Origin of the sequence: Aquabacterium soli, from assembly GCF_003933735.1 — a bacterium.
Lineage (GTDB): Bacteria > Pseudomonadota > Gammaproteobacteria > Burkholderiales > Burkholderiaceae_C > Aquabacterium > Aquabacterium soli.
Genome location: NZ_RSED01000002.1, coordinates 191,276 through 208,461 on the forward strand (window position 1 = coordinate 191,276; position 17,186 = coordinate 208,461).

General features: G+C 67.2%; 14 protein-coding genes. 10 read left to right on the forward strand and 4 right to left on the reverse strand.

Annotated features, from left to right (window positions below):
• Positions 1 to 84 precede the first annotated feature (84 nt).
• From EIP75_RS03075 to EIP75_RS03095, 5 genes are all read left to right on the forward strand, one after another.
• On the forward strand, positions 85 to 1,017 hold the full coding sequence (locus EIP75_RS03075) for a LysR family transcriptional regulator (protein ID WP_125241764.1): 933 nt from the start codon (positions 85 to 87) through the stop codon (positions 1,015 to 1,017).
• 208 nt (positions 1,018 to 1,225) lie between these two features.
• Positions 1,226 to 4,666, forward strand: a complete 3,441-nt coding sequence (locus tag EIP75_RS03080; protein WP_125241930.1) for a response regulator — start codon at positions 1,226 to 1,228, stop codon at positions 4,664 to 4,666.
• Positions 4,667 to 4,678: 12 nt separating this feature from the next.
• Positions 4,679 to 5,518, forward strand: a complete 840-nt coding sequence (locus tag EIP75_RS03085; protein WP_125241765.1) for a CheR family methyltransferase — start codon at positions 4,679 to 4,681, stop codon at positions 5,516 to 5,518.
• The gene (locus EIP75_RS03090; protein ID WP_125241766.1) at positions 5,515 to 6,123 is read left to right on the forward strand and encodes a chemotaxis protein CheB; all 609 of its coding nucleotides are present in this window, start codon (positions 5,515 to 5,517) and stop codon (positions 6,121 to 6,123) included. Before EIP75_RS03085 ends, EIP75_RS03090 begins: the two co-directional genes overlap by 4 nt.
• 141 nt (positions 6,124 to 6,264) lie before the next feature.
• Complete coding sequence (locus tag EIP75_RS03095; RefSeq protein ID WP_158622726.1) at positions 6,265 to 7,443, forward strand: SGNH/GDSL hydrolase family protein; 1,179 nt, start codon at positions 6,265 to 6,267, stop codon at positions 7,441 to 7,443.
• A gap of 19 nt (positions 7,444 to 7,462) precedes the next feature.
• On the opposite strand, the gene EIP75_RS03100 is transcribed toward EIP75_RS03095, so the two are convergent.
• Positions 7,463 to 9,541: a putative bifunctional diguanylate cyclase/phosphodiesterase gene (locus tag EIP75_RS03100; protein ID WP_125241768.1), complete on the reverse strand. Its 2,079-nt coding sequence runs from the start codon at positions 9,539 to 9,541 to the stop codon at positions 7,463 to 7,465.
• A gap of 290 nt (positions 9,542 to 9,831) precedes the next feature.
• Between EIP75_RS03100 and EIP75_RS03105 the strand changes: the two genes are divergently transcribed.
• The 4 genes from EIP75_RS03105 (at position 9,832) to gloA (ending at position 13,222) form a co-directional block, all read left to right on the forward strand.
• Positions 9,832 to 10,290: a RidA family protein gene (locus EIP75_RS03105; RefSeq protein ID WP_125241769.1), complete on the forward strand. Its 459-nt coding sequence runs from the start codon at positions 9,832 to 9,834 to the stop codon at positions 10,288 to 10,290.
• A gap of 5 nt (positions 10,291 to 10,295) precedes the next feature.
• Entirely contained in the window at positions 10,296 to 10,793 is a 498-nt protein-coding gene (locus tag EIP75_RS03110) for a disulfide bond formation protein B (RefSeq protein WP_125241770.1), read from the forward strand.
• A gap of 69 nt (positions 10,794 to 10,862) precedes the next feature.
• Complete coding sequence (locus tag EIP75_RS03115) at positions 10,863 to 12,710, forward strand: chorismate-binding protein (protein ID WP_125241771.1); 1,848 nt, start codon at positions 10,863 to 10,865, stop codon at positions 12,708 to 12,710.
• A gap of 107 nt (positions 12,711 to 12,817) precedes the next feature.
• The gene (gene gloA, locus EIP75_RS03120) at positions 12,818 to 13,222 is read left to right on the forward strand and encodes a lactoylglutathione lyase (protein WP_125241772.1); all 405 of its coding nucleotides are present in this window, start codon (positions 12,818 to 12,820) and stop codon (positions 13,220 to 13,222) included.
• A 337-nt stretch (positions 13,223 to 13,559) separates the two neighbouring features.
• On the opposite strand, the gene aroC is transcribed toward gloA, so the two are convergent.
• The 3 genes from aroC to EIP75_RS03135 form a co-directional block, all read right to left on the reverse strand.
• Positions 13,560 to 14,666, reverse strand: a complete 1,107-nt coding sequence (gene aroC, locus EIP75_RS03125) for a chorismate synthase (RefSeq protein WP_125241773.1) — start codon at positions 14,664 to 14,666, stop codon at positions 13,560 to 13,562.
• 100 nt (positions 14,667 to 14,766) lie between these two features.
• Positions 14,767 to 15,234: a CBS domain-containing protein gene (locus EIP75_RS03130; RefSeq protein WP_125241774.1), complete on the reverse strand. Its 468-nt coding sequence runs from the start codon at positions 15,232 to 15,234 to the stop codon at positions 14,767 to 14,769.
• Between the two features lie 174 nt (positions 15,235 to 15,408).
• A complete protein-coding gene (locus EIP75_RS03135; protein ID WP_233584650.1) occupies positions 15,409 to 16,593 on the reverse strand; it encodes a YihY family inner membrane protein in 1,185 nt (394 codons plus the stop codon).
• A 107-nt stretch (positions 16,594 to 16,700) separates the two neighbouring features.
• On the opposite strand from EIP75_RS03135, the gene EIP75_RS03140 reads away from it, so the two are divergent.
• Positions 16,701 to 17,183, forward strand: coding sequence for a DUF2069 domain-containing protein (locus tag EIP75_RS03140; RefSeq protein ID WP_125241776.1), 483 nt, complete (start codon positions 16,701 to 16,703; stop codon positions 17,181 to 17,183).
• The last annotated feature ends 3 nt before the right edge of the window (positions 17,184 to 17,186 follow it).

The following is a 17,186-nucleotide window of genomic DNA, read 5'->3' on the forward strand; positions in this document are numbered from 1 at the left end:
AGCACTCAGCTTATTCAGTTCAACGGCCCACAGGAATACCCGAATTTCATAATTCATCATTGCACCAGATGCAACAATGAAGGAATGGACCGACTTGAATCTATGCGCATCTTCGTGGCCGTGGCCGAGGCCCGCAGTTTTGCTGGCGCCGCACGACACCTGCGCCTGTCGGCACCGGCCATCACGCGGGCCGTGGCCGCGCTGGAGCAGCACCTCGGCGCCCGCCTGCTGCACCGCACGACACGCCTGGTGCGCGTGACCGAGGTAGGGGAACGCTACCTGGCCGACTGCCGCCGCGTGCTGGCCGACCTGGACGAGGCCGAGGCCATCGCCGGGGGCGCCCATGTGGCACCGCAAGGCCACCTGATGGTGACGGCACCCTTGATGTTCGGGCGCATGCACATCGGGCCGCTGCTGCTGGATTTCCTGCAGGCCTATCCACAGCTCACCGCGCGCGCTCTCTTCGTGGACCGGGTGGTGAACCTGCTCGACGAAGGCATGGACGTGGCGGTGCGCATCGCGCACCTGGCTGATTCGTCGCTGACGGCCGTGCGCGTGGGCGAGGTGCGGCGCGTGATCGTGGCCTCTCCCGACTACCTGACACGGCGTGGCGAGCCCGTGCGCCCTGACGACCTGAGCGAGCACGACGCCGTCGGCTCGACCATCGTGGAGGGCCCGTCGCCGCGCTGGTCACTGGTGCAGCATCCGGACACGGCGCCCGGCAAGCTGCAGCAGGGCGCCCAACCGCGCATCCGCCTGAGCGTCAACGGCGGCGAGGTGGGCATCATGGCCGCACGAGCCGGCCAGGGCCTGGCACGGGCGCTCTCCTACCAGGTCGCCGATGACGTGGCCGCCGGCCGCCTGCGCATCGTGCTGGCACCGTTCGAGCCACCGCCCATCCCCGTGCAACTGGTCTACCCCGAAGGGCGCCTGGCGGCGGCCAAGGTCCGGGCTTTCGTCGACTTCGCAGTAACGCGGCTGAGAGCGCATCCATCGCTCAACCCCGGCCGCGGGTGAGTGCACATCTCCTCGCATGACCCCGCCCGTGAGGGCCACCAAGGCGGTCGGTATGATCCACGCTCGCCCTGTGCGAGGAGGAGCATTGATGTCGTCAGAATTCCAGCACCCGGCGGGCACCCATACCGCTGCCCACCATGGCACCACGGCCGAAGCGGCCGAGATTGCCAGAGGGCGCCGCCGTGGAGCGCCGCTGCCGCCGGGCCCCATGGCCGCCGTCATCCTCAAGGTGCTGGCCATCTTCCTGATCGCCTTCTTCACCTACCGCTCGCTGCAAAGCAGCGCCGACACCGCCGCCCGTGTCAACCACACCATGGACGTGATGGAACAGCTGCAATCGCTGATCTCCACCATGAAGGACGCCGAGACTGGCCAGCGCGGCTACCTGCTCACGGGGCAGGAAGCCTATCTCGAGCCCTATACCAAGGCACGGGCCGAACTGCCTGGCAAGCTCGAGCGCATCCGCGAGCTCACCAGCGACAACCCCGCACAGCAGCAACGCCTGAGCACGCTCAAGCGCTTCACCCAGGAGAAGATGGACGAACTGCGCGAAACCATCGAGATGAGGCGCCAGGGCAAGACGGGTGAGGCGCTGACCGTGGTGCGCTCTGACCGCGGCAAGCTGGCCATGGACGGCATCCGCAACGTGCTGGCCGAGATGCAGATGGAAGAGCGCACGCTGGTGGCGCAGCGCCAGAGCGAGTGGCGCTCCGCCGCAGACCTGACCATCATCGTGACCTTCGCCGGCTCCGGCCTGCTGCTGATGCTGGTGGCCGCCTCGGCCGCGATGACCTCGCGAGATTTCCGGGCCCGCGAAACCGAGGCCTGGATCAGGGCCGGCCAGATGGGCCTGAGCAGCCAGCTGGAAGGCGAACAGCGCCTGGACGTGCTGGGCGACAAGGTGCTGGGCTTTCTGTCGGGCTACCTGGATGCCCAGGTGGGCGCCGTCTACATCGCGGAGGGCGATGGCTTTCGCCGCTTCGCCAGCCACGCCCTGACGCCCGATCAGCGCGACGAGGTGCTGCGCCCTGGCGACGGCCTGCTGGGCCAGGCCGCCACGCTGGACCGCCCCATGCACGTGCGCAAGGTGCCCGAGGGCTATCTGACCGTGGGCTCGGGCGTGGGCCGCGGCCAGCCGGCCGAGCTGCTGATCGCCCCGGCCAGTGTCGATGGCGTGGTCTACGCCGTGGTCGAACTGGGCTTCTTCCACCCCGTGCTGGCGGCCGACCGCGAACTGGTCGACCGTGTCTCTGAATCGCTGGCCGTGGCCATACGCGCCTCGCGTGACCGCACCCGCCTGGAAGAGCTGCTGGAAGAAACCCAGCGCCAATCCGAAGAGCTGCAGGCCCAGCAGGAAGAGCTTCGCGTCAACAACGAAGAGCTGGAAGAACAGAGCCGCGTGCTCAAGGAATCCCAGACTCAACTGGAGGCCCAGCAGGCCGAACTGGAGCAGACCAATTCGCAGCTGTCGCAGCAGGCCAACCTGCTGGAGAACCAGCGCGACGAGCTGACGCAGTCGCAATCGGCGCTCAACGAACGCGCCACCGAGCTGGAGCGCGCCAACCAGTACAAGAGCGAGTTCCTGGCCAACATGAGCCACGAGCTGCGCACGCCGCTGAACTCGGCGCTGATCCTGTCCAAGCTGCTGGCCGACAACAAGGGCGGCAACCTCACGCCCGAACAGGTCAAGTTCGCGCAGACCATCTCGTCGGCCGGCAACGACCTGCTCACGCTGATCAACGACATCCTGGACCTGTCCAAGATCGAGGCCGGCCAGGTCGAGATGGTGAACGAGTCCGTGCCTCTCAAGCGCACGGTCGAGGCCCTGGCCTCCACGCTGCGCCCGCTGGCCGACCAGAAGAGCCTGGCCTTCCAGGTCGAGATCGAACCCGGCGCGCCCGAGCGCCTGGAAACCGATGCCCAGCGCCTGGGCCAGATCCTCAAGAACCTGCTGTCCAACGCACTGAAGTTCACCGACCGGGGCCAGGTGACGATGCGGGTGCGCAACGGCGATGCTGGCCACGTGGTCTTCGCCGTGCAGGACACCGGCATCGGCATCGCGCCGCAGCAGCAGGAAATCATTTTCGAGGCCTTCCGCCAGGCCGATGGCAGCACCCACCGCAAGTACGGCGGCACAGGCCTGGGCCTGTCCATCTCTCGCGATCTGGCCCGCCTGCTCGGCGGCGACATCACCGTGCAGAGCACCCCGGGCCAGGGCAGCCTGTTCACCTTGACACTGCCCGTCAAGGGCGGCATTGACCAGGCCCTGGCCGAGCGGGCCGCCAACACCACGGCCTCGCCCACCATGCCCCCGGCCAGGCCGGCACCTGCTCCGCGCCAGCTGGATCCGAGCGCCCATGCAGCCCATGCTGCCGCGGCGGCACCTGCCACGGCCCTGCCGCACCGCCCTGCCCTCGGCACCGCGGTGGTCGAGGACGACCGCGACCACCTTGAGCCCAACACCCGCCACATCCTCGTCATCGAGGACGATGTGCGCTTCGCGGCCATCCTGCGTGACCTGGCCCACGAGATGCACTTCCAGTGCGTGGTCACCACCAGCGCCAGCGAAGGCCTGGCCGCGGCGCAGAGCCTGCGCCCCAATGCCATCCTGCTGGACATCAACCTGCCCGACCACTCCGGCCTGGGCGTGCTGGACCAGCTCAAGCGCAACCCGCTCACGCGCCACATCCCGGTGCACGTGGCCTCCGTGGCTGACTACGTGCAGGAAGCGCTGGAGCTGGGCGCGGTGGGCTACGCACTCAAGCCCGTCAAGCGCGAACAGCTGATCGAGGCCTTCGAGCGCCTGGAGGCCAAGCTTTCGCAAGGCCTCAAGCGCGTGCTGGTGGTCGAAGATGATCCGCGCCAGCTCGACAGCATCCAGCAGCTGCTGGGCTCGCAGGATGTGAGCATCACCGGCGTGGCCACCGCCGCCGAGGCCCTGGCCCAGCTGCAGACCACCACCTTCGACTGCATGGTGATGGACCTGAGCCTGCCGGACCTGAGCGGCTACGAGCTGCTCGAGAAGATGGCCAGCCAGGAGGATGTGTCCTTCCCGCCGGTGATCGTCTACACCGGCCGCAGCCTGACACGCGATGAAGAGCAGGGCCTGCGCCGTTTCTCGCGCTCCATCATCATCAAGGACGTGCGCTCGCCAGAGCGGCTGCTCGACGAGGTCACCCTTTTCCTGCACCAGGTGGAATCGAGTCTGCCCCCCGAACGCCAGCGCATGCTGCGCGAGGTGCGTGACCGCGAGGTGGCGCTCGATGGCCGCCGCGTGCTGGTGGTCGAAGACGACGTGCGCAACATCTTCGCGCTGTCCAGCGTGCTCGAGCCCAAGGGCATCGCGGTGCAGATCGCCCGCAATGGCCTGGAGGCACTCGAAGCCCTGGCAGGTGCAGGCACCGCCGGCAACGCGCGCATCGACCTGGTGCTGATGGACATCATGATGCCCGAGATGGACGGCCTGACGGCCATGCGCGAGATCCGCAAGCGCGCCGAGTGGAAGAAGCTGCCCATCATCGCGCTCACGGCCAAGGCCATGAAGAACGACCAGGACGACTGCCTGGCCGCCGGTGCCAACGACTACATCGCCAAGCCGCTGGATGTCGAGAAGCTGCTGTCGCTGGTGCGTGTCTGGATGCCGAAGTAGGGGGCGAGCGACATGGACGACGTGGTTCAGCCCAAGGATGCCGACATCGAGTTCCAGCTGCTGCTCGATGCCATCTACCTGAAGTACCACTACGACTTCCGGGCCTACGCCGGCTCGTCGCTCAAGCGCCGGCTGAAGTCGGCGATGGACCGCTTCAACTGCACCAGCCTGTCGCAGCTGCAGGACAAGGTGCTGCACGAGCCCGGCACCTTCCCGGCCCTGCTCGACTACATGACCGTGCAGGTCAGCGAGATGTTCCGCGACCCGGCCTACTTCAAGGCCCTGCGCGAAGCAGTGGTGCCCGTCCTGCGCACCTACCCGTCGCTGAAGATCTGGGTGGCCGGCTGCAGCACGGGCGAAGAGGTCTATTCGCTGGCGATCCTGCTGCAGGAGGAAGGCCTGCTCGAACGCAGCCTGATCTACGCCACCGACATCAACGCCCACGCGCTGCAGAAGGCCGAGGCGGGCGTGTACGGCATCGACCGCATCGCCGGCTTCACCGACAACCACCAGCGCTCGGGTGGCCACAGCTCGCTGTCGCAGTACTACACCGCAGCCTACGGGCGTGCCGTGTTCGACAAATCGCTCAAGAAGCACATGGTGTTCTCGGACCACAGCCTGGCCACCGACAGCGTGTTCGCCGAGATGCAGCTGGTGTCCTGCCGCAACGTGCTGATCTACTTCAACCGCGAGTTGCAGGACCGCGCCCTGGGCCTGTTCAACGAATCGCTGTGCCGCAAGGGCTTCCTGGGGCTGGGCTCGAAGGAATCGCTCAGCTTTTCGGCCTACGCCAACGCCTTCGACGAAGTGGCCCGCCACGAGCGCATCTTCCAGAAGAAGGAACTCCGATGAGCGCCCCGGCCGCCGAGAGCACCTCGATCGATCCGCGCCGCATCAGCGGCATCGTGATCGGGGCCTCGGCCGGTGGGGTCGACGCGCTGTCCGTGCTGCTGCCAGCGTTGCAGCGCCAGGCCACGGTGCCGGTGTTCGTGGTGCTGCACCTGCCGCGCGACCGGCCCAGCCTGCTGGCCGACATCTTCGCCAGCAAGTGTGCACTGCCCTGCCGCGAGGCCCAGGACAAGGAGCCCGTGGTGCCCGGCACCATCTACTTCGCGCCCCCTGACTACCACCTGCTGCTGGACCGCGGTCCCGGTGCCTGGCCTCACCTGGCGCTGTCGGCGGATGCCCTGGTGAACTTCTCCCGCCCGGCCATCGACGTGCTGTTCGAATCGGCCGCCGACATCTACGGCGAATGCCTGCTGGGCATCGTGCTGACGGGCGGCAACCATGACGGCGCGGCCGGGCTGAAGGCCATCCACGAGGCCCAGGGCCAGACCATCGTGCAGGACCCGGCCGACGCGCAACTGTCGTTCATGCCCGAAGCGGCCCTGGCCACGGTCACCCCTTCGGCCGTGATGAGCCTGGCACAGATCGCCAGGCTGCTCAGCGGGCTGTAAGGCTGTAACCCAGCGTATCTGGCGGCCCCTCAATCAAGGGGCATCCAACACCACCCATTCAAGGGAGGGTCAGGGGGTTTACCTATCCCGGTCGTTGCGTCATCTGAGTTCAAGTGATGTCACACGAATATGGGATCAACCATGCACCTCCAACACCCCTTCATCCGACGGATGGTCGTCGCGGGAGCCCTGGCATGGGGCGGCACCAGCGCCCAAGCCATCCCGCCCGAGCTCTACGTTGCCGAAACCCTGACGCCGCTGACGATGTACGCCGGCTTCATCGCACCGGTCACCAGCAAGGAGTTCCTGGGCACGCTGGGCTATGTGTTCAACAACGTGCCCTTCCTGGGCGACTACTACGGCCCGATCGAAGAATGGGTGCCGCGTGTGCGCAAGTGGTCGATCACGCCGCCAAGCGCCATCAACCCGACCTTCCGCGTGCCCCCCTCGCACGACGACACCTACTTCCCCAACAACTACACCCAGATCTTCGCCTTCGGCGACAGCATGTCCGACACGGGCAACCTGTTCAAGATGACGAAAGAGATGACGCAGTTCGGCATGCCCGTCGAGCCCAGTTACCAAGGCCGATTCAGCAACGGCGTGGTGGCGCTGGAAGTGATGGCCAACCAGTTGCGCCTGCCCCTGACCAACTACAGCTTCTCCGGGGGCCAGACAGGCTACGGCAACCTGCTGCCCTTCTGGTCATGGCAGAAGGGCACGCTGTTCCAGATCGACGAGTTCCACAAGACCCTGTCAAAGCAGGGCATCGGCCGCAACGACCCGGACGCGCTGTACTTCGTGTGGGCCGGCCCGAACGACTTCTTCGAAGGCCTGAGCATGTACTCGACGTACACGGCCAAGAACGCGGCCAACAACCTGTCCAAGGCGATCAGGTCGCTGTACCAGCGTGGCTCGCGGCACTTCCTGGTGCCGCTGATGCCTGACTTCAGCCTCACGCCGCAGTCGGCCGGCTTCAACAAGCGCGACAAGACCTACAGCCCGGCCACCCTGCGGCGCGCCGAAGAGTTCAAGGCCGAGATGCTGAAGATGCTGGCCAAGGCTCGGCAGGATCTGCCGGGCATCGACCTGCGCACCTTCGATTCGCTGACCTTCCTGCGCGTGGAAACCGCCAATGCCAAGGCACGCGGCGTCAACGTGACCGACTCCTGCTACAGCGGCAAGTTCGTCGGCACCGAGTACGTCAAGACCGTTTGCGACGATCCTGACAACTACCTGTACTGGGACAAGAACCACCCGACCGATGCGGCCAGCCGCGTGCTGGGGCTGGAGTTCAGCAAGGTGGTGACCGCGCCCTGATGTAGGTGCTTATGCGCGCTCAGGCCAGCGCCACCATCTCCGAGAACAGGCCATGGGGCACGGGCTTGCCATACAGGTAGCCCTGCACCAGCTGGCAGCCCAGGCCGACCAGGTGATCGGCCTGCTCGCGCGTTTCCACGCCCTCGGCCACCAGGTTCATCTCCAGGCTGTGGCCCAGTGACACGATGGCCTTGACCAGTTCGGCGCTGCTGCGATCACCCGGCAGGTCCTTGATGAAGGACCGGTCGATCTTGAGCGTGTCCACCGGGAAGCGCGTCAGGTAGCTCAGGGCCGAATAGCCGGTGCCGAAATCGTCCAGCGCGATGCTGATGCCTTGCGCCGCGATGTCCTGCAGGATGGCCAGGATCTCGTCGCGGCCATCGAGCAGCAGGCTCTCGGTGATCTCCAGCTCCAGCCATTCGGGGCGGCAGCCTGTGCTGCGCAGCGCTTCGCTCACCGTCACCGAGAACGGCGTGCCCACGAACTGACGGGCCGACAGGTTCACGGCGATCTTCAGCGGCAGCCTGCGGCCCGCGTTCCAGGTGGTGGCGGCCGCGCAGGCGCTGCGCAGGGCCCAGGCCCCCATGGGCACGATCAGGCCGGTGTCCTCGGCCATCGAGATGAAGCTCAATGGCGGCACCATGCCCCGGTAGGGATGGTTCCAGCGCATCAACGCCTCAGCACCCACCAGCACGCCGCTGGCCAGGTCGAACTTGGGCTGGTAGTACAGCTCCAGCTCGTCCATCTCGATCGCCTTGCGCAACTCGCTTTCCAGGCTGAGCCGCTCAGACGCCTGGCGCGTGAGCTCCTTCGAGTAGAAGCGGAAGTTGTTGCGGCCTTGCGATTTGGCGTGGTACAGGGCCGCATCGGCGTACTGCATCAACTGCACCGCGTCTTGTGCATCGGCCGGGTAGAAGGCGCCGCCCACACTGGCCGTGACGAACACCTCCTGCCCACCCAGGTCGAACGGCCGCGCGAAGGCGCTCAGCACCTTCTGCGCGATCGAGCCCATGTCGGTGGCATGGCGCACCTCGGGCAGCAGCACCGCAAACTCGTCACCACCCAGCCGGGCCACGGTGTCGTACTCGCGCATGGCCTGCTGCAGGCGCTGGGCAGCCTGTTGCAGCAAGGCATCGCCCGCGGTGTGACCCAGGGAATCGTTGATGTCCTTGAAGCGGTCCAGGTCCAGCATGAGCAGGCCCAGTTGCTGGTTGTGCCAGGACGCGTCCGTCAGCGCCTGGTTCAGTCGATCCACAAACAGGGCCCTGTTGGGCAGCCCCGTGACGGTATCGAAGAAGGACAGTGAATGCAGTTGGCGCCTGTACGACTTGACCTCGCTGATGTCCTGCAGGGTGGCCAGCAGCCGACGGGGTTTGCCGCTGGCGCCGTAATCGATCTTCACCAGCGAATGGAACTCTCGCACGTTACCTTCGGCATCGCTCTTGCGCACCTCGTAGCGCAGCGAGGTCTCGCGTTTGGAGAAAGCCTCGGCGTACAGCTGCCCCACCCACTCGCGCTGGTCGGCCGGCAGCAGGCCCAGCAGGCCTCGCTCATCGGCCTGCCAGTCGGGCGGCAGGCCCCACATCTTCACGGCCTGGTCCGACAGCACGGCGCGGCGCTGCTCGAAATCCCACTCCCAGTAGCCGAACTGGGCGATCTGCTGGGCTTCTTCCAGGCGCGTCTCGCTGTCGGACAAGGCCTGGATCATCGCGTCATGGCTGGTGATGTCCTGCAGGGCCACGACACAGCACCGCAGGGCCCCATCCGCGCCGCGCTCGAACAGCGCGTTGGCGCCAAAACGGCGGCGGCCATCGGGCAGGCAGGCGGCGAATTCGGCCACCACATTGCGCTGCCCCCCGTTCAGCACCTGCTGCCAATGCGCCTGCAGGTTGGGCCGCTCTTTCGGATCGAGCAGGTCCAGCAGGGTGTCCAGAGACACTGACTCGGGCAGGGCAAGCAGGCCGCAGGCAATCGCGCTGAGCTTGACCAGAGGCTGACCGAATTCCCAGGTCAGCAACCCGATCTGGTTGAGGTTTTCTGCCGCCTCCAGCTGCAAGGCTGTCGTCGGGAAGGTCGCCCGCGAATGGGGCGAGGGCATGAGGTCCGTGAAGGATTCCGCGCAACCTTCAGGGCTGTCTTGCTGCATGTAGTTGTCTGTCTCCGGACTGTGGGGCATCCCGACGCAGGGCCCCATGTGCTTATCGACCGGCCTGCCCGCTGCCTTTAGCAGGGGAAACCCAGCCACGGCACGGGACGTCATCTCGCATCACAGACCATCCGTTGGCCCCGGTGTAGGATCAGGCCTGGCCTGACGGAACCTCACCGCAGTGCCCGGTATCCCATCCCCCAGCGCAGCCAATCGCCGCCTCCAGCCGCCTCCATAACACCATGTCCATCGCTGACCGCCTGTCCGCCCTCGGCATCACACTGCCCCCCGTGGCCGTGCCCGCCGCCGCATACCTGCCCTTCGCCCGCACGGGCAACCTGGTGTTCCTCTCGGGCCACATCGCCAAGAAGGACGGCCAGGTCTGGGTGGGCCAGCTGGGCAAGGACATCACCACGTCGGAAGGCCAGCAGGCCGCCCGGGCCGTGGCCATCGACCTGCTGGGCACGCTGAACGCCGCCGCCGGCAGCCTGGACAAGGTGGTGCGCATCGTCAAGGTCATGAGCCTGGTCAACAGCACGCCTGACTACACCGAGCAGCACCTGGTCACCAATGGGTGTTCAGACCTGCTGGCCGAGGTCTTCGGCGATGCCGGCCGACACGCGCGCAGCGCCTTCGGCGTGGCCCAGATCCCACTGGGCTCCTGCGTCGAGATCGAACTGATCGCCGAAGTGCGCGACTGAGCCCCATGACAGCGCAGTCCCCTTCCCGCAAGGTGCTGGCCCTGCTGGGCCTGGTGTGTGCAGCCTCCGTGGCCGGCGCCCTCGTGGCCCAGCACCGCTTCGGCATGGAGCCCTGCCCCTGGTGCATCCTGCAACGCCTGCTGTTCATCGTGATCGCCGTGCTGTCGCTGGTGGCGGCCGCCCTGCCCTCTGCCACCGCGCGACGCGTGCTGGCGGTGCTGGTGGTGCCGGTGTCGGCCGGTGGCGTGGCCGCCGCCCTGTGGCAGCACTTCGTGGCGGCCAAGACGGCCTCCTGCGCGCTCACCCTGGCCGACCGCATCGTTGGGGGCCTGGGCCTGGACACACGCTGGCCCGAGGTCTTCGAGGTGCGCGCCTCCTGTGCCGACGCGGCCACCCAGCTGCTGGGCGTGCCTTTCGAGTTCTGGAGCCTGGCGCTGTTCGCCGTGGCCGGCGTGGTGGCCCTGGCCTGCGCCCTGTCGCGCCGCAACCGCCTCTTCAACTGAACGAGGGCCACGCCCTGCCGCGGTGCCTCATGCCTTGACAGGCGGGGCGCCCGGCCCTGTACTGCAGCCATGCTGGACGTCGACCCCACCCTCCCCACCGCGCTGATCGATTTTCCCGATCACGCGGGCGCACGCCGCCGCCTGGCTTTCCACCAGCCGCGGCAATGGCTGGTGGCACACGACCCATCGCAGGTGCCTGCCCTGCTGGACGCCGCCCATCAAGCCGCGCGAGGGGGCGATTGGTGCGTGGGCTGGGTCGCCTACGAGGCCGCCCCGGGCCTGGATGCCCACCTGCCCGTCAAGGCCCTGCCACCCGACACGCCGTACGCCGTGTGGGCCGTGTTCGACCAGGCCCAGGCCCAGGCCTGGCCGGAGGACGGGACACCGTGCACGGCAACACCTGGCTGGCAGGCCGGCGCCTGGCAGTCCAGCCTGGACGACGCCCGCCTGCACCAGCAGGTGGAGCAGATCCGCGAGTTGATCCGTGATGGCGAGGTCTACCAGATCAACCTGACCGCCACGCTCAAGGGCACTTTCGAGGCGGATGCCGCGGACGGCCCGCACCTGACACAGGCCCTGCACAGCTACTTCCGCGCCCTGCAACGCAGCCAGCCGCAAGGCTATGGCCTGATGCTGGACAACCGGGCTGCGGCCCGCCAGCCCGGCGCCGTGCTCAGCGTGTCACCCGAGCTGTTCTTCGACTGGGATGGCGAGCAACTCATGGCCCGCCCCATGAAGGGCACCGCGCCTCGGTCAGCCGACCCGGCGCAGGACGCCCAGGGGGCCGAGCACCTGCGCACCAGCCCCAAGGAGCGGGCCGAGAACCTGATGATCGTGGACCTGCTGCGCAACGACCTGTCGCGCGTGGCCCAGGTGGGCAGCGTGGCCGTGCCCACCCTGTTCGATGTGCAGGCCCTGCCCACGGTCTGGCAGATGACGTCCACCGTCACGGCCCGCACGCGGCCCGGCGTGCACCTGAGCGAAGTGTTCGCCGCGCTGTTTCCTTGCGGCTCCGTCACCGGCGCACCCAAGCGCCAGGCCATGCACCACATCGCGCGCATGGAAACCGGGCCGCGGGGCGTGTACTGCGGCGCCTCGGGCGTGATGGCGCCTGGCGGGCGCGTCACCCTGAACGTGCCCATCCGCACCGTGGCCGTGCACACGCCGCCCCCGCCCGCCCCCTGGACGCTGCGCTGCGGCATTGGCAGCGGCATCACACTGGACGCCACGCCCGAGGGCGAGGCGCTCGAATGGCAGGCCAAGCAGGCCTTCCTGCGGCGCGCCGACCGGCCGTTCCAGCTGCTTGAATCCCTGCGATTGCAGGACGGCGCCGTCGCCCGCATCGAGGCTCACCTGGCACGCCTGGCACGCAGCGCACAGCACTTCGGCTTTGCCTGGAACGACCGCATCGAGGCCGCCTGCCTGCAGGCCCTGCAGACCATCGCACAGGCCCATCCCACCGGTGTGTTCAAGTTGCGGCTGCTGCTGGACGCCCGTGGCTGCCCGCTGGCCGAGGCCTCGCCATTGCCCTCACCGCCTGACGGCCCTCGCCCCGTGGTGCTGGCCACCACCGCCCTGCCCCGCGCCGATCGGGACGAGTTCATCCGCCACAAGACCACCCAGCGCCAGGCCTATGCGCCTTTCGCGCCACCGGCAGGAGTCTTCGACACCCTGCTGCACAACGAGTGCGGCGAGCTGACCGAGTTCACCATCGGCAATGTCGCCTTGAAGCTGGATGGGCAGTGGTTCACGCCCCCGTTGCATTGCGGGCTGCTGCCTGGCGTGATGCGCGAATCCCTGCTGGCCGAGGGCCGCCTGCGAGAGCGTGTGCTGCTGGTGGGCGACGTGCCCCGAGCCGAGGGGCTTGCCCTGCTCAACAGCGTGCGCGGCTGGGTGGATGTGGTGCTGGCGGCGTAGGGGCCAATTTGGCAGAGCACCCCACCGGGTTTCCCGGCGGCCGCCCACCGACCAGCCCCGATCCCTGGCAGACTGTCGCCCTTCTGCCGTCCCCTTGAAAGACCTCCATGCGCCTGCTGCACACCATGCTGCGCGTTGGCCAGCTCCAGCGCTCCATCGATTTCTACACCCAGGCCCTGGGCATGACCCTGCTGCGCACCGTCGACCGGCCCGATCAGCAATACACCCTGGCCTACCTGGGCTACGGCCCCAACCCCGAGCATGCCGAGCTGGAGTTCACCTACAACTACGGCACCGAGAAGTACGAGCTGGGCACGGCTTATGGGCACATCGCGCTGGGCGTGGATGACATCAACGCCGTCTGCGAGAAGGTTCGTGGGTTGGGTGCCTCATTGGGCGGGGTGGTGTCGCGCGAGCCCGGGCCTGTCAAAGGGGGCAATACGGTGATTGCTTTTGTGACGGATCCCGATGGGTACAAGGTTGAGCTGATTCAGCACGGATCGCCGATCTGAGCGTTTGTCGTTGGAGCGTGGGGCGGGGTCTGAAGCCCCTTTGATGCTCCGCTCGGCACAGCGAAGAGCCTGTTGATCCAAACGCGCAAACCGTCGCGCGCGCGCGCGCCCCTCTTGGCACGCCACCAGCGGGGCACAAGAGGGATGTGGGGGCAGACGGCCGGACGCCTTGTTGGCGCTGAGCAGCACAGTGGCGAGGTGGGCATGTGCGCAAGCACGCCGAAGGCGTGACCGACAACAATGAAGCCCGGACGGCTGCCACCACATCCCGTGCCCCGCGCTCTTGTGGCAAGGCGCTCAAGCCAACGAAGGCCAAGGAAAGCCAGGCTTCAGCAGATCACTCAGACGGCCGCTGTGCCGCAATCTTCGGCGTGCTCACCGACACATCACCACACTGTGCCCGGTGCCGCAGCACATGGTCGATCACCACCAGCGCCAGCATCGCCTCCGCGATCGGCGTCGCGCGAATGCCCACGCAGGGATCATGACGCCCGAAGGTCTCCACCGTCGCAGGGTTCCCTTCCAGATCGATCGAAGGCCGCGGCGTGCGGATCGAACTGGTCGGCTTGATCGCGATCGACACGCGCAGATCCTGCCCCGTCGAGATGCCGCCCAGCACACCACCCGCGTGGTTGGACATGAAGCCCTCGGGCGTGAGCCCGTCGCCGTGCTCGCTGCCCTTCTGCGTGACGCAGCCAAAGCCAGCGCCAATCTCCACACCCTTGACCGCATTGATGCCCATCATCGCAAAGGCGATGTCGGCGTCCAGCTTGTCGAACAAGGGCTCGCCCAGGCCCACCGGCATGCCGGTGGCCTCGACATACAGCCGCGCGCCGCAAGAATCGCCCTGCTTGCGCAGATCGTCCATGTAGGCCTCAAGTGCCTCGATCTGGCTGGCATTGGGCGCGAAAAATGGGTTCTGGCTGACATGCTCCCAGCCCTCGAAAGCGATGGGCAACTCACCCAGCTGGGTCATGCAGGCGCGGAAGGACACGCCATGGTGCTCTTTCAGCCACTTCTTGGCCACGGCCCCAGCCGCCACCATGGGTGCTGTCAGACGTGCCGACGAGCGGCCACCGCCCCGCGGATCACGGATGCCGTACTTGTGCCAATAGGTGTAGTCGGCGTGGCCAGGGCGGAAGGTCTGCAGGATGTTGCCGTAGTCCTTGCTGCGCTGGTCGGTGTTGCGGATCAGCAGGGCGATGGGCGCCCCCGTGGTCCTGCCCTCGTACACGCCTGACAGGATCTCGACGGCATCGGGCTCATTGCGCTGGGTGACATGGCGCGAGGTGCCGGGGCGGCGGCGGTCCAGATCATGCTGGATGTCGGCCTCGGTCAGGGCCATGCCGGGGGGGCAGCCGTCGATCACGCAGCCGATGGCCGGGCCATGCGATTCGCCGAAGTTGGAGACGGAAAACAGGTGTCCGAAGGTGCTGCCGGCCATGGAGATCAGGGATGCGTGGGGAAACCGTTATTGTCCCCCAAGACAAAACCCGGCGCCAAGGCCGGGTCTGGGGGATGGTGCGGCCCTGAAAGGCCGACGATCAGAGCAGGGCCTGGCGCTCGCCCTGGCCTTCTTCAACCGGCCAGTCGCGGATGTAGGCCTTGAGCATGCGGTTCTCGAAATCCTGGCCATCGACCACGGCCTTGGCCACGTCGTAGAAGGAGATCACACCGGCCAGCGTCTTGTTGGTCAGCACGGGCATGTAGCGCGCATGGCGGTTGAGCATCATGCGGCGCACTTCGTCGATCTCGGTGTCGGGGGTGCAGGTCAGCGGGTGGTCGTCCATCACGGAGCGCACGGCTTGCGAGCCGAAGGCCCCATCGTTGCGCACCACGGCCTGGATCACCTCGCGGAAGGTGAGCATGCCCACCAGTTCACCATGCTCCATCACCACCAGAGAGCCGATGTCGTGCTGCGACATGGTGGTGGCCGCTTCGGACAGAGGGTCCTCCGGGCGGACGGTGAACAGCGTGCTGCCTTTGACGCGGAGGATGTCGCTGACTTTCATGGGGAAGTCTCCTTGGGGGCGGGAATCTGCGGCACCGCGGGCGGATCACGCCACCGGGCCACGAGGTGTGGGGTCACAGTGTGCCGCAAGCAGCTGTTGGCCGCGCACGGATCCGACTTCGCGTCGAGTCAATATAGCCCCGATCCAACACGAGCGCCACTGTTAAACCCAGGTTCAGGGCGCGTCTTTGCTCAGTGTTTGCCCCAGTGCCGCCGCCAGCGACAGGTCGTCGAAACGGGCTTGCCGCCAGAACGCCAGGCTCCAGTTGTCGGGCCCCAGCAGCAGTTGCCTGACCAGCGGTGCCACCGGCGTCAATGCCGGATCACACAGCAGCACGAAGCGTCCGCCATCATCCGACTCGGGCTCGTCCAGGCGGGCCACCCAGTCCAGGGTCACCAGGGTGTCGAGCACCGGTTCCAGCTGAAGCGGGTCGGTGCGCAGGATCTGCGCCAGGCGCAAGCCCGAGTGACCGGCCGTGGCCGTGTGCTGCGCATCGGCCAGGGTCTTGAGCAGCGCCAGCGCCATCTGGAAGCGGTAGCCCGGCGCATCCGGCCAGCGTTTGACGCGTGACAGCAAGCTGGGCGCATAGGCCGCCACCACCGCGCCCTGCAGCACGATCAGCCAGCTCAGGAAGATCCAGACCAGGAAGATCGGCAGCGCGGCGAACGCCCCATACACGGTGGCGTACACCGGCACATTCGACAAGTACAAGGCCAGCACCTTCTGCGCCAGCTCCAGCCCGACGGACACGAACAGCGCGCCCGACGCCGCATGCTCCCACCGCACATGGGTGTTGGGCACATACCGGAACAAGGCCGCAAAGCCCGCGGTCTGCACCACGAACACGATCATGCCCAGCAGCACGCTGACACCGCCAGGCAACTCGCCCACCCAGCCGCGCGAGGCCGACAACACGTACGAGGTGACCGTCAGGCTGGCGCCGATCAGCAACGGCCCCAGCGTGAGCGCGGCCCAGTACACCAGCACCCGCTGCGCGATGGGCCGCCGCGTGCGCACCCGCCAGATTGCATTGAGCGTGTGGTCGATGGTCAGCATCAGGAACATGGCCGTCAGGCCCAGGGCGATCAGGCCCACGCCGCCCAGCTGGCTGGCCTTGCCCGAAAACCGCGTCAGCAGCAGCATCACCTGCTTGGCGATCACATCGGGCACCAGGCCGCTGAGGAACTGGGTCTCCAGTGCCTTGCGAAAGCGCGCGAACACCGGGAAGGCGCTGAACAGGGCCAGCATCACGGTGAACAAGGGCACCAGCGCAATGGTGGTGGTGAAGGTCAGGCTGCCGGCCGTGACGCCCAGCCGATCTTCGCGAAATCTCAGGCGCAAGGTCTGGAGGGTGGCCATCCATGGCCAGTGCTGCAGCAGCACAAGAAAACGCCGGTACCAAGTCATGGGGGCTATCATGCCACCCCACCGGCTCCCCACTTGGAGGGACGCCGCCCTGCCCCGCCATGACCGACCCCACCGCCCGCTCCCTGGCATCACCCCTGGCCTCTCAAGCGCATGAGCCCGTCGAGGCCCTGGCCGGCACGCACACGCCAGAGCGCCTGCGCCACATCGGCCTGGTTCGCGCACTGGCCGTGGGCCTGACAGCGTGCCTGATCGCACTCGGCGTGGCCTGGGAGCTGTGGCTCGCGCCCCTGCCCGGTGGCACCGGTGCCCTGGCGCTCAAGGTGCTGCCCCTGACCCTGGCCGTGGCGGGTCTGCTCAAGCACCGCCTCTACACCTACCGCTGGCTGTCGCTGCTGGTGTGGCTGTACTTCACCGAAGGCGTGGTGCGCGCCACGGGCGATGCCGGCCTGTCGCAGATGCTGGCCATGGCCGAGACGGGGCTGAGCGTGCTGCTCTTCGCCGCCTGCGCTGTGTACGTGCGATTGCGCCTGAAGGTGCTGCCACCCAAGACCAAGAGGGGCGCTGCCGGCGCCGAACCCTGACCG